18 protein-coding genes are annotated in these 15408 nt (G+C 43.9%); 12 read left to right on the forward strand and 6 right to left on the reverse strand.

Annotation, left to right across the window (positions count from 1 at the left end; all coding sequences use genetic code 11):
• Window positions 1-226 precede the first annotated feature (226 nt).
• Entirely contained in the window at window positions 227-418 is a 192-nt protein-coding gene (locus AB6E30_RS14305; protein ID WP_372097175.1) for a hypothetical protein, read from the reverse strand.
• Window positions 419-946: 528 nt separating this feature from the next.
• Between AB6E30_RS14305 and AB6E30_RS14310 the strand changes: the two genes are divergently transcribed.
• The 7 genes from AB6E30_RS14310 to AB6E30_RS14340 all read left to right on the forward strand — a co-directional run bounded on the left by AB6E30_RS14310 (window position 947) and on the right by AB6E30_RS14340 (window position 5049).
• Window positions 947-1372, forward strand: a complete 426-nt coding sequence (locus AB6E30_RS14310; RefSeq protein WP_372104052.1) for a hypothetical protein — start codon at window positions 947-949, stop codon at window positions 1370-1372.
• A gap of 218 nt (window positions 1373-1590) precedes the next feature.
• Window positions 1591-2403 carry a hypothetical protein gene (locus AB6E30_RS14315; RefSeq protein WP_372104055.1) on the forward strand — a complete coding sequence of 271 codons (813 nt, stop codon included), beginning with the start codon at window positions 1591-1593 and terminating at the stop codon, window positions 2401-2403.
• A 123-nt stretch (window positions 2404-2526) separates the two neighbouring features.
• Window positions 2527-2778 carry a TIGR03643 family protein gene (locus tag AB6E30_RS14320; RefSeq protein ID WP_065583896.1) on the forward strand — a complete coding sequence of 84 codons (252 nt, stop codon included), beginning with the start codon at window positions 2527-2529 and terminating at the stop codon, window positions 2776-2778.
• Between the two features lie 58 nt (window positions 2779-2836).
• A complete protein-coding gene (locus tag AB6E30_RS14325) occupies window positions 2837-3232 on the forward strand; it encodes a DUF3465 domain-containing protein (RefSeq protein WP_102320616.1) in 396 nt (131 codons plus the stop codon).
• Between the two features lie 50 nt (window positions 3233-3282).
• Window positions 3283-3819 carry a GNAT family N-acetyltransferase gene (locus tag AB6E30_RS14330; protein WP_102320615.1) on the forward strand — a complete coding sequence of 179 codons (537 nt, stop codon included), beginning with the start codon at window positions 3283-3285 and terminating at the stop codon, window positions 3817-3819.
• Window positions 3820-3833: 14 nt separating this feature from the next.
• On the forward strand, window positions 3834-4595 hold the full coding sequence (locus AB6E30_RS14335; protein ID WP_372104057.1) for a nucleotidyltransferase domain-containing protein: 762 nt from the start codon (window positions 3834-3836) through the stop codon (window positions 4593-4595).
• A 61-nt stretch (window positions 4596-4656) separates the two neighbouring features.
• Entirely contained in the window at window positions 4657-5049 is a 393-nt protein-coding gene (locus tag AB6E30_RS14340) for an NUDIX hydrolase (RefSeq protein ID WP_017060354.1), read from the forward strand.
• A 168-nt stretch (window positions 5050-5217) separates the two neighbouring features.
• Here AB6E30_RS14340 and rplY read toward each other — a convergent pair whose 3' ends face one another.
• Window positions 5218-5496, reverse strand: coding sequence for a 50S ribosomal protein L25 (rplY, locus tag AB6E30_RS14345; RefSeq protein ID WP_017060373.1), 279 nt, complete (start codon window positions 5494-5496; stop codon window positions 5218-5220).
• A gap of 367 nt (window positions 5497-5863) precedes the next feature.
• Between rplY and AB6E30_RS14350 the strand changes: the two genes are divergently transcribed.
• Window positions 5864-6592, forward strand: coding sequence for a glycosyltransferase (locus tag AB6E30_RS14350; protein ID WP_017070601.1), 729 nt, complete (start codon window positions 5864-5866; stop codon window positions 6590-6592).
• Between the two features lie 14 nt (window positions 6593-6606).
• Window positions 6607-7914 carry an LssY C-terminal domain-containing protein gene (locus tag AB6E30_RS14355; protein ID WP_372104060.1) on the forward strand — a complete coding sequence of 436 codons (1308 nt, stop codon included), beginning with the start codon at window positions 6607-6609 and terminating at the stop codon, window positions 7912-7914.
• 77 nt (window positions 7915-7991) lie between these two features.
• Here the strand turns inward: AB6E30_RS14355 and AB6E30_RS14360 are convergent, their stop codons facing one another.
• The 4 genes from AB6E30_RS14360 to AB6E30_RS14375 all read right to left on the reverse strand — a co-directional run bounded on the left by AB6E30_RS14360 (window position 7992) and on the right by AB6E30_RS14375 (window position 12483).
• The gene (locus tag AB6E30_RS14360; protein ID WP_372104063.1) at window positions 7992-9338 is read right to left on the reverse strand and encodes an ATP-binding protein; all 1347 of its coding nucleotides are present in this window, start codon (window positions 9336-9338) and stop codon (window positions 7992-7994) included.
• Window positions 9339-9440: 102 nt separating this feature from the next.
• Complete coding sequence (locus tag AB6E30_RS14365; RefSeq protein WP_017060377.1) at window positions 9441-10100, reverse strand: response regulator transcription factor; 660 nt, start codon at window positions 10098-10100, stop codon at window positions 9441-9443.
• Between the two features lie 61 nt (window positions 10101-10161).
• Complete coding sequence (locus tag AB6E30_RS14370; protein ID WP_017066076.1) at window positions 10162-10560, reverse strand: PepSY domain-containing protein; 399 nt, start codon at window positions 10558-10560, stop codon at window positions 10162-10164.
• A gap of 180 nt (window positions 10561-10740) precedes the next feature.
• The gene (locus AB6E30_RS14375; protein ID WP_017066075.1) at window positions 10741-12483 is read right to left on the reverse strand and encodes a DEAD/DEAH box helicase; all 1743 of its coding nucleotides are present in this window, start codon (window positions 12481-12483) and stop codon (window positions 10741-10743) included.
• Window positions 12484-12580: 97 nt separating this feature from the next.
• Here AB6E30_RS14375 and rsuA point away from each other — a divergent pair, with 97 nt between their 5' ends.
• The 3 genes from rsuA (at window position 12581) to AB6E30_RS14390 (ending at window position 15353) form a co-directional block, all read left to right on the forward strand.
• Window positions 12581-13276, forward strand: coding sequence for a 16S rRNA pseudouridine(516) synthase RsuA (rsuA, locus tag AB6E30_RS14380; protein ID WP_017060380.1), 696 nt, complete (start codon window positions 12581-12583; stop codon window positions 13274-13276).
• Window positions 13277-13476: 200 nt separating this feature from the next.
• Window positions 13477-14694 (forward strand): Bcr/CflA family multidrug efflux MFS transporter, encoded by a 1218-nt coding sequence (locus tag AB6E30_RS14385; protein WP_017060381.1) that lies wholly within the window; start codon window positions 13477-13479, stop codon window positions 14692-14694.
• The gene (locus AB6E30_RS14390) at window positions 14694-15353 is read left to right on the forward strand and encodes a DUF2913 family protein (RefSeq protein WP_017060382.1); all 660 of its coding nucleotides are present in this window, start codon (window positions 14694-14696) and stop codon (window positions 15351-15353) included. Before AB6E30_RS14385 ends, AB6E30_RS14390 begins: the two co-directional genes overlap by 1 nt.
• The last annotated feature ends 55 nt before the right edge of the window (window positions 15354-15408 follow it).

Here is a 15408-nt window from a genome sequence, read left to right on the forward strand (position 1 = left end):
TGGCTACCGATGTATTGTTGAACGCGAAATGTACAGCAAAGATCAACACGCCCTAATAAATATAAGCCAAGTTCATGGAATTGCGAGTCATTGATTTAATTGTCACTCGGTGGCTTTTGGAAGAGAAGAGGATGGGGATGAAGTAGAAAAGGGCAGGTTGCAAGATACGCTAAAATGACTCGAATGTTGGCCATTCAATTATTTTAGCGACCTGCTTGTGAGCTCGTTAGTTGTTTAGAGTTGAAATCGATTCAACGTTAGAAGAGGAATCAAATCGAACGTTGACCAACACATTTTCACTTTCGAAAGTCACATCATCAAAGTCAGTCGTTGCGATCTTAAATCCATTTCTTGCGAATAAACTCGTCACCGTTGTTCGTTGTTTCTGTTCCATAGCGCATGTCAGTAGTTCGTTCATCGTGATCTCCATTAGGTAACCGTGTGCATAGTGTAAGCGTACAGACTCTACATTATGAGATCAATCGCTTAATCGATAAGCTATATTGATATGTTCAATTGAGTGATTCAGGTATTTAAAAGCCGGATGGATGGTGGGCAAGGGAGTTATACGACCTATGACAAGTGGAGCGTTATGTGACCACTGTTCAGCATTCCTTGAACACGAAGTTTGTCGCAAAAATCGCGTTGAAATAAGTGGTTACAAAGCAGGAGGAATTATGCCCGCCGTTTGGTATGTTTGGTCGGTTATTGGAAATATTATCGGCCTATATCTCACTTAACTAAAGTACATCGATTTACGATGAATAGACTCCTCAATAAGCCTTCTTTTTATTTGAATTTTATATGCTAAGTGGTGTTGTTATAATTGTTATTAATTGCATAGGCTTGATTTTAATATTGGTTTGATTTATAAAACAAGCATTCGTTCATTAACTTCATGATTATATTAGTTTTTACTAACCTTTAAATAACATGGAGAAAGGCGATGAATAAGAACCAAACACGCAACAGGTTAGCGAATTTAGTGCGACTTCGTAGGTCATACAAAGCATCAGATTTTCTGGTGAGCTCTAACGAACTCCGAGTTAAGAAAGATGTGTACAGCTTACGTAAAATCAAACAGTTAGAAATTCGCCAATTGGGTCTTAAAGAAAACGCAATCAATATTGTTTCGTTGGCTTTAGTTCTCTCGGCTGCGACTTGGGCATTTGTTCCTCAGTTCGGTTTACCGATGCTTGCACTGACCTTTATCTTGGCGTTTGTTACATGGCGAAGATATGAGTTGCGTGCAGAGTTTAAAGGAGCCGATGAAACTGGCGACCATTGGGTTTCCGTGGCACGCGGTTGTACTCGAGAAGAGTTCAAAGTGTTGAAAAACGTTGAATTGGCTTTACGCGATCAGCTGTCTTAGTGGCTAGATCTGTTAAGGTTAAGGTCTTATAAGCGTTAAGCTCCCATAATCAACAAGGCTCGTCATTGTATGGCGAGCTTTTTATTTTCTGAAAAACACAGGTAGTGCAGGTTACTTTGAGAGGCCAATGCTTATATGTGTAATGGGGGTTGATATGAATCTTAAGTCACGGCGTTTTTGATGCTCTTTGTGGTTTTGAATATAGGGAGAGGGTGGAAATGAATACACGAGTCAGTGAGAGTTCTTTTAAAAGGCTCATCCAGTTAGTTGGTTGTGTTTTGATTATAGTGTTGAGCAATAGTCGACTCTCCAATGCTCAAAGCATCGAGTTTCCTAATTGTGTACAGAGCGAGGTTTTGAATACAGAAATCCACCTTTATGTTGATGAATCGGTGTTAGATGAATATTCCAAAGCATTTATAGCCTCTAAAATAGCGACATGGGAAAGCTATTCGAATCTGGTGTTAAAAAACTCCTGCGTCCCTATGACGAGAAAAGTCACCAAGGTGACTTATACGTCTGAAATCGACAGCCTTTGGTTTCAAGATTTGGGCGCAGCAGAGAGGTTATTAAAACTCTCGATGGAAGAACCGATTCCAGAAACAACAGAAGACGGCGTCCCCATTTTTACTGGGATAGTATTTTCTAATTATAATTTTAGCTTTGAGTCTGATTATTGTGGTATGTCTTCTTCGGTATCCTACTTTTTTTCTTTAGCGATAAACTGCCCTGATTACTTAATGGAGCATGAAATTGGCCATTTAAGTGGTGCTAATCATGACTATAAAACGTTATTGAAAGATTTTGATAGTATCGAAAGTTACATTTCTGGAACGTATCCAAGAGCTCCTCAATATTCCTTCGGTGCAATTTGTGCTGACAGAGGGACAGTGATGTCTTATGAGCGAGATGTTATACCTGCATATTCCAGCCCGGACATCAGAGTAGATGGCATAAAATGCGGAGATAGCAAACACCACAATAATGCAAGAGTGCTTAGAGAGTTCGCACAAGCTTATTTAACCCCATGATTGCCTAGTTGGTAGCCTGTTGTTTTATCGAACGTTATAACGCGTTCAATTCAAAGTGTTTGTCCTGTGATCTTTAAATTTGGAACGAGCGTATTTCTCCCAGTTTATTAAGGAAGAATATGTATGATGTTATCCAAAGAGAATGAATCAAGAATTATTGAAATGGCGTGGGAAGACAGAACGCCGTTTGAAGCAATAGAACAGCAATTTGGTTTGAATGAATCGCAAGTGATTCGTTTTATGCGTAGCCATCTCAAGCTTGGCAGTTTTAAGCTGTGGCGCTCACGTGTTTCTGGGCGCTCGACCAAGCATGTAAAACTGCGCAGTTCGGACGTTTCGAGAGGTTATTGTCCGACTCAGTACAAGCATCGTTAAAAGAGGGGATGCCCAACCAGTATCCCAAATCAACACACAGATATGGGAAATGAAAGGAATGAAACAATTTTTCGCTCTACTTATAGTGCTGCTTAGCTTCGGCATCAGTCATGTTCAAGCGAATGATACGCGACTTAAGCAAGCTTACGAAAATCACCAAAGCGACGTTCAGGTGCGCGGATCGGGTACGGTGTATCGAGTACTTCCTGATGATAATAAAGGCTCTCGACATCAGAAATTCATTTTGCGACTCGATAGCGGACAAACCTTGTTAGTCGCACATAATATTGACTTAGCGCCTCGTGTTCAGGGACTGGCAAAGGGCGATCGAGTTGAATTTTATGGTGAATATGAATGGAACAAGAAAGGTGGCGTAATGCACTGGACGCACAAAGACCCTCGTAATCATCACACTCATGGTTGGTTGAAGCATAACGGGAAAGTATACGAGTAAACACCTCCGAGACTTTTCCTTTCAAGGCTATAAGATAAAAAGGAATTTTGATGTTTAAGCTGGAAACTGACAGGTTGATTCTTCGAGATATGAGTCTCGAAGACGAGTGTGCCTTTGTTGCGATGTCTCAAGACGCTAAGTATCAGCGTTTCTATGATGAAAGTGATTGTGAACCTAACAAATATCGAGAGCTAACCCAGTTGTTTGTTGCACAGGCTTTGGAAGTACCACGCCAGTCCTATCAGCTAGCGGTTGAAAGCAAAGATTCGGGGAAGTTTATTGGAACCGTTTGTTTACGTCTTGAACGCGATAAACAAGCTTCAATGGGCTGTGCTTTCTCAAGGGAAATTCAGGGAAAAGGGCTTTCTATAGAAGCTTCTGAAGCCCTCGCTGATTTTGGTTTCTCAGAGTTAGGCATACACCGTATCTACGCTGAAACCATCAGCAAGAACTTGGCTGCGATTAAATTATGTAAGTCATTAGGAATGAAACAAGAAGCGTGTTTTAAAGATCATCGATTCTTCAAAGGTCAATGGTGGGATACAGTTGTGTTGGCGGTTCTACGTTCTGATTGGAAAAAGGCTTAGTGATGGAAAGTGGTATGCAGAAGCTAGATAGAGGGCTCGATCGAGAAGGGTTCATTCAAAATCTTTATTCGCCAAAGAACATTGCGCCTGAATTTCAAGAAGTGGTGTCAGCAGTCGTTGATTCGTTGCTAAGAGAACTTCCAAGTCAAGTTGATGGTATCTACTTGTATGGAAGCGTGCCTGGAGGAACGGCCATTGTTGGTCGCTCTGATTTGGATGTTTCTATCGTACTCGCTACGCCTGTTGGTCAGAGAGAAAAGGAAGTATTTAACCTACTTTCCGGCACCATACCCCAAACCTATCCGCAAGTGACTAAGCTTGATATTGATCCAGGGTATCTCTCAGAGGTTCTGCAGCCCAACGAAGAATTCCATTGGCAGTTTTGGCTCAAGCATTGCTGCTGTTGTGTTTGGGGGAATGATTTATCTAATGAGTTCCCACTATACAAACCAAGCATTGAAATCGCTCAAGCTCTCAATGGTGACTTGTCTACTTTTCTTGAGCAAATGCCCTCGAGTTTCAAAACAATGACTGATGCGGATGTCGCTAAGGTGATTGGAAAGAAGTTGGTTCGAGTTGCGTATTACTTTGTGGCTGAGCAAGACGGCAGCTGGTACACCAACCTGAGCCAGTGTGCTGCAGTCGCCAAGCGCTATTACTCCAATCAAAGCGACGATATTGAGCTAGCTCATCAATACGTTCTCGGAAATTTGATATCTAAAACAGAAGCTTTTGAATTGTATGAAAGGCTGAGTAAAAAGCTTGTTGTAAATTAAGCATTAACACAAGCTAGAACAACAAACTTAACTACCTTTGTAACGGCTTTAGGAAAATTAGATGGATGTCCACGAGTGTGTTTCTTTTATCATGCTGAAGGAATCGCAGGTATTACTAGAAAAGCGTAGTGAGTCTAGGGAGACCGATCCCGGTTTAATCACTATACCTGGCGGCCATATTGAACACGGTGAAAACCAGGTTCAGGCGCTGTTTCGTGAACTTGATGAAGAGCTTAATGTTGTTCCGATTGATTACCAATACTTGTGTTCGCTTTACCATCCTACGAAGGAACTTCAGTTGATTCATTATTTTATCGTGAGTGACTGGAAAGGAGATATCACCGCTCAAGAGACTGATGATGTTAAGTGGTATTCACTAGGTTCAGCTCCTGTTGGTATAGCAGCCGATGGTATTGCTTTGAAAGAAGTAGAGCGCGTGGGTAGGTATCTTTAGTTTGGATTCGATAAGATGTTTTGGACGTTTTTTGAGGGCTCAAAAACGGTGAAACCCCGATGTTGGTAGCATCGGGGTTTCGAATTTCTAGATTTCTCGACTGGTAAGATCGATTATCTTTTCTATGCAGAAGGCTGGATTAATCCAATCTTATTCCTTGGTAGGGAATTAGATGCGGATGAAGTCCATGTGCTCAACTTTTGGCTTGAACGCGTGACGTTGAACGTCTTGTGGCTTAACCTTAACTTCTGCGCCGTCAATCAGTAGAGTGATTGCTTCGTAGAATTCAGGCTTGTCCATTTGGTTGATCACGTCAGCGTGAACAAGTTCGATAGCTACAGCTTCAGCTTCGCCACCGTAGATTACAGCTGGGAATTTACCAGCGTGACGTAGGCGGCGGCTCGCACCTTTACCTAGTTCAGTACGTACTACTGCTTCAAATTTCATAGTTTTACTCTCAAATTAGTAAAAATTAACTTCACACCTCAATGCGACCTTGAGTGTGTGGTAATGCTTAAACATAAAAGTTCATGCTTAAGCGAGCGCGGATACTAACATCACATTCCAATATGAGCAAGTCAGAAGCCCATCTCAAAGTGAATTTCCTTCGATAATGGGTTCGTTTGGAGATAAAACGTTCGCTAACGCTTGTTTAGCGCATTTTACTCCCTTTTACATCGCAATCCTTATCTATTTATATCACTGCTAAATCATCAAGTTAATGAACGGAAAATGAATGTTTGCCTAAGACTTGGTTAAGTCTTAGTTCGTTAATCTTAGTGTTAATTAAACAGCAGAATGAATAGGTGAAAATATGAAACCGGTAAGCATTGTCGTAATTACGCTAAACGAAGAGAAACGCATTAGCCGCTTAATGGAAGAGTTGAGCGTGCAAACCCACCAAGAGTTTGAAGTGATTGTTGTCGACTCGAACAGTGAAGATAACACCAGAGAAGTGGCGCAAGCTTATGAAAACGCGTTGCCAAAATTAACGGTGCATCACATGGAAAACCGTGGTGTGAGCCTTGGCCGAAACACGGGTGCTTCATTGGCGCAATACAACCGAATCCTTTTCTTAGATGCTGACGTGAGCTTGCCTCGAAACTTCCTTGCGAAAGCGCTTTATGAACTAGAAGAGAAGAAGCTTGAAGTGGCGGGTGTGTACATGAGTTCGAAAGGTTTGCCGCTTGTACACAAGTTTGGTTACGGGCTATTTAACGCAGGCTTGTTTACTACTCAGTTCTTTTTCCCGACGGCGATTGGCGCATGTATTTTCTCGACTAAACGGGCGCATGATGAGATCGGCGGTTTTGATGAAGAGATCGTCCTGTGTGAAGATTGTGACTACGTAAAACGTGCGAGCAAAACATGGCGATTTAGATTCCTAAATATGACTTTTGGTTTTGACCCACGTCGCTTAGACCAAGATGGCGTTGTGAAGACAGGCTCTACTTATCTTAAAGCCAATGTAAGACGCTTCTTTAAAGGAGAAATGCGTAATAACGAGATGAACTACAAGTTTGGTCACTACAAAGAACAGTAAGCGTTGAGGTTGTTATGTTTGATGGACTAGGGTTGTTTCTGGGAGCATTGGGTGATGCTCTCATTGGCCCAAACCTATTTGTACCGGGAGAGCCGTTCTTTATCGCAGCGGGCTTTCAACTGTATTCAGGTGCATGGATGGCGTTGGTTTTGGTGATGCTAGGTGGTTTGCTTGGTGATCAACTCAGTTATTTCATTGGTTATAAATACGGTGTTAAGGTGCAACGAAGGCTCATTAAGTTTCGCCCTAAAACCAAAAGATTAATTGCGCGCTGCCGCTATCTGGTTGCTCGCAAAGGCACATACATCATTCTTTTTGCTCGTTTATTAGGGCCTATCGCTTGGGTTGTGCCATTTATAGCTGGCTCGCATCGTGTACCGTGGCGTAATTTTAGTGTGTTGGCGTTTATCGGTTTGGCCCTTGGTGGAGGGCAGTTCATTGCTTGGGGCATGTTACTGGCGCACGGCGTTGAAAACTTCCCGTGGCTTAATAGCCTTAAGATATTTATCTCGGAGCATAATAGCTTGATCGTTGGTGTGTTCGCGGTATTAGTCTTCACCATTATCGGTTACCGAATGAAGTGGCGATGCTTAGTACTTAAGTCTAGTGCGCTGTTGTTGGCGTGGGTATTGTTTGCGAACTACGCTCACTTTTTCTGGAAAGCGGATGACTTTCAGAATCAACCAGAGACGGCTCAAATAAACAAAGTCGACTGGAACTCGGTTACCTATAAAGCGTTCCCCGGTAAATCTTCGTTCTACTCGGCGCAAGCGATCAACGTAATTTATGTTGGAGCAACCCCAAGAGACTTAATGAAGCAATTAGGCTGGATAGAGAATCAAACCTTCTCTCGAAATGAGATTGAATGGGGTGGTTATCTCGCATTGCTTAGAGAAAAAACGCCGCCAGTGTCTGATTTATATTGGCGAGACAAGCCGCAAGATATGGCTTTTCAATTGCCGGGTAACCTGATGAAGCGCAGCCATATTCGTTGGTGGCGTGCAGGTGTTGATATTAAAACTAACCAGCCTCAGTGGTTAGGCGCAATTAGCTATGATGATGGCCTTAAAGTCACGCCTTACTCAGGCATTGTGACCGTGCTTCATAACATTGACCCTAATGTTGATGAAGAGCGAGATCGGCTTGCTAATCAGATACGAACGTTACTACCAGACATCGAGTTAGACAAGTACCAATTAGCAACGGTGGAAGTGATCAATGACGATCATGACTATTACACTGATGGCCGGGTATTAACGATTGGAGCAACGACCCTTAGTGATAATTCACAAACTTTGGATGTTGCTGTGAACGATATATAGAGTTGTATATAAGGTCGATAGAATTAAGCCCTAGCATTACGTTAGGGCTTATTGTGTTTAACTTTTACTTAGCTTGTTCAGCCTTTACTTACTTTAAGCACCAGAGAAGCTTTTAAGCCGCCCATTGAGCTCTTGCTGAGCGTTAGGCTGCCTCGGTAACTGTGTGCCATTTCATTTACGATATTAAGCCCTAAGCCTGTTCCTGGTGTGGTTTCATCAAGTCGGACGCCACGTTTGGTCACTTGCTCAAGCTTCTCTTCAGGAATGCCTTGGCCATCATCTTCAATCACCAACTCTATGTTGCCATCGTCGAGTTCATTTGCATGGACGCGAATAATGCTGCCCGCCCACTTGTAACTGTTCTCGAGTAGGTTGCCGACCATTTCATCAAGGTCGGTTTTTTCTACTGCCACTTCAATCTCAGAGTCTAGCTCGTTAATCATGGTGACTTCATTGGCAGCGTAGACTTTATCAAACGCCATTGAGATAGCTTCGACACGCTCACAAGGTGAAGACTTCACCGAAAGAATGTTCATTGCACCTGCCATACGAGCGCGGCCAAGGTGATAATCAATTTGGCTTTGAATCTGATGAATGGGCTGTTGCAGCAGTGCCTTGTCATCCTCTGGAAGTCGCTCTATCTCATTTTTTAGAACTGAAAGCGGTGTTTTCAACGCATGAGATAAGTTACCCGCGTGGTTACGAGCTCGTTCTAATAACTCTTGATAGTGAAAGAGCAGGGCATTGAGGTCAGAGACTAATGGAGAAACCTCTTTCGGGTAGTTATCGCTTAACCCTTGTTGCTCGCCGTTTCTTAGCATTACCAGTTCGCGTTGCATCTTGCTGAGCGGTAATAACGACCAACTGACTTGAATACCGATCAACATCAGCACGCCAACAAACAGCAACATTAGGATCAACCAGACTTGACCAGTAAGCTCTGTCAGTGTGGATTCTAATGGATCTTCATCAATACCAATGGTGATCGTGACAGGGTCGCTCAGTTCAGGCAGGTAGATATCTTGCTCGATGTAAATCAGCTTTTCTTTCTCTGGCCCTTTGACTGATGTGTGAATCGGTGAACGCTTGATGGTGAGGTCTTTATCCCATAGCGAGCGAGATCGAATGATCTGCTCTTGGGTAGCGGCGCGCCAATAAATACCACTGTAGGGCTGGTTGAACCTAGGATCAGACAGACGCTCTGCCATGATCAGGTTACCACTGTCATTGGTTTCGATATTGGCGGTTAACTCATCCATGGTTAAGCCAAGCTGCTGCTTCATGTCATCGACTAGGTAGTCGTTAACCAGTTTCGGAATCCCGACACCAGCCGCTAATATCATCGCACCTAGCCAAAAAGCCGCAGCAAGGAGCAAGCGGCTTTTTAGACTGACGTTTTTAAGTGTTCGTTTTTTTAGATTCATACGTTACCAGCCTGTCTTTGCTCATCTTGCTATGAGAACAACGACGATCAGCACAGGCTGTCCACTAATTGGAGATTGCTCTTAGCTTAATTAAATACAGCATTATTCAGCATTCAGTTGGTAGCCAAGGCCACGAACGGTTTTGATGATCTTAGGTGCGATCTTCTTACGAATACGACCGATAAAAACTTCAACCGTGTTCGAGTCGCGGTCGAAGTCTTGCTTGTAGATATGCTCAACCAACTCAGTGCGCGAGATAACCTTGTTTTGGTTATGCATGAAGTACGCGACAACTTTATATTCCAGCGCCGTGAGGCTAACTGCTTGACCTTGCCACAACACTTTAGAACTGCGTGTGTCTAGGCTTAGATCACCGATTTGAAGTATCGGAGCAGCACTGCCTGATGCTCGGCGCAGTTGAGCTCGGATACGGGCAATCAGCTCGACCATCTCAAATGGCTTAGTTAGGTAGTCATCAGCACCGGCGTTCAAGCCCTCAACACGTTGAGTTAGCGTGTCACGAGCACTTAAGATAATCACTGGCGTGTTGATGTTTTCGTCTCGAATGCCTTTTAATACCGTTAGGCCGTCAAGCTTAGGTAAACCTAAATCGAGGACAATCGCGTCCCATTCTTCTGACGTTGCACGGTAGAGTGCGTCGATACCATCTTGAGAGAGCTCTGGAACCCAGTCGGCCCCCTCAAGTGTTTCAATAATTTGTTGGCCCAAACGAGGCTCATCTTCAACGACTAAAATTTTCATAATTGTTCTTCTAATTTCTTCTAATGACTGTTCGTCGTGCTTAGCTCTTCGCCGTACGTAACTAGTCGCCGTGTTTAATTGCGTCTTTAAAGTTGCGGCCTTTGATCATAAGCATTTCTAACGTCTCAGCGTTGTATTCGACTTTGATGATGTTGTTTTGGTAATTGATTTTTAGTTCATACACCCAAATGTCGTCATCTTCTTCTAGTTCTACTTTAATGATTCTGCCATGAAGATCGTTTTCAACCGCCGCATACATTTCTGAGAAAGGGCGAATGTAGCCTTCTCGTACGGCTTCATAGACTTCGTCTTGATCTTCTTCAAATTCGATGCTGGTTCCTGCTTTATGAACGTCCTGCACTAATTCATGACCATTATGATGTGAGTCAGCCCATGCGCCAGCAGAAACAAATAAGCCTAAGCTTATAGAAAACAAAGAAATCATAGCTTTACTAAACATAGCGAATCCTAGAGAAGGTTGATAGCGTTCAGTATAAAAAAGTAATTCTGAACAGAAAGTGAACCTGATTAATAATGAGAATTTGATACCGAAAAACTTAACGCTTAAATGGCGCAGGCTTTAATACATAAGATTAATTGCCGAGTGTTAAGAACGTAAGACTTACTTTTATTCTTAACCTTAACGCTGCTGTAGTTCGTCTTCGAATATCTTGTCTCTCATTTTCCAAAAGCGTCCGACTTTACGGGCAATCACGAATTGAGGTGGGCGGAATCTATGTTGGTGAGCAACCACTTTCGTCGGTGAGGCTTCTTCGAAAGGGCGATGTCTGTCTGCAAGGTGAGGGCGAACAAACTGGTCTTTGAAGTTCTGCTTCTGCTTTTTGCTGGTTAATGACCAAAACTCATGCACTTGCGCTTGGTTTTCTCCGCGATAGGTGACCTTAAGTTGTGATTTACCTTTCTCGTCTTTAAGCACGTTGAGGTCCATTTCCAAGCATTCAAATACCAAGGCATCTTTTAGGTTCAGTGCTTCTTTTAGCTTTTTGTCTGGGTCGACTAAGGTTGCATCGCACTCATGACAAATGCGCGCAGCAATGTCATTATCAGCACCACATTCACCGCAATATTTCGCTCGGAAGCGATAATTACAGTGCTCGCGCTCGCCCGTGTCTTCATCGGTAAAGTAGCCTTGGCATTTGCGCCCAAAGTGCTCAAGCAAGAAGCCATTGCTGTCTAGCTTGCCCCAAAAGTTATTATTGAAGCCGCACGCAGGGCAAGGGATGGTGATGATTTCACTGTCTGAATCGGGTTTAGGGTCGCCAACCTCAGGTTGGTAGAGGTCGTAACTGTTGCCCGCATAGTCGAGCACCAAACACTCTTTTTTACCCGGAGATAGGCGTAAGCCACGGCCAACGATTTGTTGATACAAACTGATGGATTCTGTCGGGCGCAAAATCGCGATTAAATCGACGTGTGGCGCATCAAAACCTGTGGTTAATACCGATACGTTAACCAAAAACTTGATTTTACGTTCTTTGAAGTCGCTGATAATTTGGTCACGTTCGAGAGTTGGTGTATCACCAATCACAATTGAAGCTTCACCTTCTGGCAATAAGCCGAGGATCTCTTGCGCGTGTCGAACGGTCGCAGCGAATACCATGATGCCTAGTTTATCTTGGGCTAGGTGAATAATCTGATCGACAATCTGTGGGGTCGCTCGTTTCGATTGCTCGATCACCATGTCGAGTTCTGCTTCTTTGTAGCGACCAGTGCTCGCGGGCTTTAACTGCGAAAAGTCATAGCTCAACACGGGTGCATCAATCATGCGTGCAGGAGTTAAGAAACCTTCATCGAGCAGGTAACGAATCGGCAGCTCAAAGATACAGTCGCGGAAGAAACGTGGCTCATCTGAACGCACTTGACCGCGAGTGTGGTATTGATAAATCCAACCCATCCCAAGACGATATGGGGTCGCTGTTAATCCAAGCACCTTGATGCCCGAATTATTCTCGCGTAAGTGAGTGATGACTTTCTGATAACTACTGGTCTTTTCATCGGGAACACGGTGGCATTCGTCGATAACCAACAGCGAAAATTGGTTAGAGAATGAATCGAGATTTCGCACCACAGATTGCACCGAAGCAAACACGACTTGTTGGTCGGTCTCTTTGCGTCCTAAACCCGCAGAGAAAATCGAGCCTTTCAGCCCGTAACCTTCATACTTTTCATGGTTCTGTTCAACCAACTCTTTTACGTGAGCAAGCACCAACACTCGACCTTTCGCAAGCCTTGCTAACTCTGCAATCACAAGGCTTTTTCCTGCACCTGTCGGAAGCACGAGCACTGCCGGAGTTTGGTGTTTTCTGAAGTAATGAATCACTGATTTTACAGAATCAGCTTGGTACGGGCGGAGTGTATACATATCGCGTCTTGTAAGAAGGAAAACAAATAGTGTGAAATAGCTCAACTAATTGAGCAAAGGTGACTATAATACCCGACTTAGATTAGTTGAGGTATTCATGCGTTTAGATAAATTTCTGTGCGATGCATTAGGCGTCACTCGAAGAGAAGCAACACACTTATTAAAATCCAAGGCAGTGACAGTAAATGATGTCATTCAAAAAAGCGGCTCACTCAAGGTAACTGAAGAGTGCGTTGTGGAATGGCAAGGCAATGAACTGAATGTTCACGGCCCACGTTACATCATGCTTTATAAGCCAGAAGGCTTTGTTTGTTCGCATGAAGATGGCGCAAATCGTATCGCGTTTGAATTACTTGATGAAATCAAAATGGACAAGCTGCACTTTGCTGGTCGTCTAGATATTGATACAACAGGTCTTGTGTTGATTACAGACGATGGTAAGTGGTCTCACCGTATCACTTCGCCAAAGCACAAGTGCGAGAAGACGTACCGTGTGTGGTTGGTTGAACCTGTTGAAGACGATTACGTTGAAAAATTCAAAGAGGGCATCCAGCTTAAGAGCGAAGATGGCCTAACACTTCCTGCACACCTAGAAGTTCGTGCAGAGCGTGAAGTGCTGCTAACGATTCACGAAGGCAAATACCACCAAGTTAAACGTATGTTTGCTGCTCTTGGTAACAAGGTAGAAGCACTACACCGTGAACGTATTGGCGAAATTGAGATGGACGAATCTTTAGAGTTAGGTGAATACCGTTACCTAACGCAAGAAGAAGTCGATTCAATCTGGAAGTAGTCCTTAGCTAGAAGTTGCTCTTAACAAGAAATTGTTCTTAACAAGAGACCACTTTTGCTGGAAATAGCCCTTTCGTTGTAAAGCCGACCATGGATAGCGTCGGCTGATGATGTTGACTGGTACTAGGAAAGTCTCAGCCAATCTTTGACTCGCGTACTCACGCTAGTCCCTAGCTCTATCAGTTGAACATTCGGAGAACCATGCAAACATCGACCTCACAGAGCCAAAGCTCCCAACTAGAAACACCTCAATTAGGCTTAGTGCTGTTTTTGATTCTAGGTGCGATTGGTGCACTTACTCCGCTAGCCATTGATATGTATCTGCCAGCGATGCCGACCATTGCTAAAGATCTTGGTGTGACGGCGGGTGAGGTACAAATCACGCTAACAGCCTATACCGCAGGTTTCGCGCTGGGGCAGTTGCTGCATGGCCCGTTGGCGGATAGCTATGGTCGCAAGCCTGTACTGCTTATTGGTGTGTTCTTGTTTGCTATCGCTTCTATGGTGAGTGCGACAACTCATGGCATTGAAGCGCTGACTTACATCCGTACCGCTCAAGGTTTTGCTGGTGCTGCGGCGGCCGTTATCATCCAAGCGGTGGTAAGAGATATGTTCGATCGTGAAGATTTCGCAAGAACCATGTCTTTCGTTACTTTGGTGATGACAGTTGCGCCATTGGTTGCTCCGATGATTGGCGGTTACTTAGCGTTGTGGTTCGGTTGGCGTTCAATTTTCTGGGTTCTGGCTATTTTTGCGGTGATCGTGATTCTGGCGGTATCGATGAAGATCCCAGAAACGCTTCCTGCAGAAAACCGACAACCATTGCGCTTTAAAACAACGATTCGTAACTATGCTCGACTGTGTAAGAACCCAACGGCGATGGGCCTGATTTTCTCTGGTGCATTCTCATTTTCAGGGATGTTTGCGTTCTTAACGGCAGGTTCATTCGTTTACATCGATATCTATGGCGTTCGCCCTGATCTGTTTGGCTACCTGTTCGGCTTGAATATTGTTGCTATGATCTTGATGACGAGCATCAACGGTCGAATCGTTAAGAAAGTGGGCTCTCACGCTATGCTCAGAGTCGGCTTAACCATTCAACTGTTTGCAGGCTTAGGTCTGTTAGTTGGTTGGATGTTAGATATCGGTTTGTGGGGTATTGTGCCATTCGTGATGCTGTTTATCGGCACACTGTCTACCATTGGTAGTAACTCAATGGCACTGCTTTTAAGCGGATACCCGAATATGGCCGGCACAGCTTCTTCGCTTGCAGGCACATTAAGATTTGGTACTGGTTCTGTAGTGGGGGCAATTGTTGCTATGCTACCAAGTGACACTGCAGGGCCAATGGCTATGATGATGGCAGCATGTGCAATACTGTCAGCATTACTATATTGGACATTAGGAAAGAAGGCATAATGTCAAAATACTATATTGAAATTCAGAAGTTAGTGAACGATGCGCTGGGCGAGCTGTATGCTCTGCATAAGTCTGGTAAAGCGATCGACGCACCTATCGCGAACAACCTTTATCTTGTTCGTTGGGTAACAAAAGCGATTAAATCTCAAGCTTATGATCGCGTGATTGTGCCTGACTTAGTTCGCTGGCAGAAACAGGGTCGCTCAAAAGGCAACAACTCTGATTTAACTTTTACCTTTAAACGTATTTCTGCGTTTTACGGACGTTTTTTCCCTGAAGGCGAAGAGCCTAAAACGCTAAAAGACAGTGATGTTGAAGCGTTCATGGATAAAATGTACGAGATGGGTTGGAGCGTATCGAGTGAAGACGAGCTAACGACTGGCGGCAAGATTCAATTCTTCACCGATGGCGAGCACTCTTTTGCTTTATGCGGTAAACAGTGTGACGACTCTTTCGACGGGGAGTTGATGGTTAAGCCAATGAACTGGTTTGTTCGTGGCAACCATGCTGAGTTCATCCAAGCGGCGATGGAAGCGGGCTTCATGCTTCACAAAGTAACGGACTATAAGTCTGCGGTGAAGTATCACGGTGAATACATCGTTTACCCTGCTAACCAAGGCAACCAACTGGCTGAGATCCCAATTAGCGTTATCGGCTAATAGCGGATTCGAGATGAGAGATACGAAGAGCGGAATTATCCGCTCTTTTTTGTCT

Source organism: Vibrio sp. 10N.247.311.12 (assembly GCF_041467515.1).
GTDB classification, from domain to species: Bacteria; Pseudomonadota; Gammaproteobacteria; order Enterobacterales; family Vibrionaceae; genus Vibrio; species Vibrio crassostreae_C.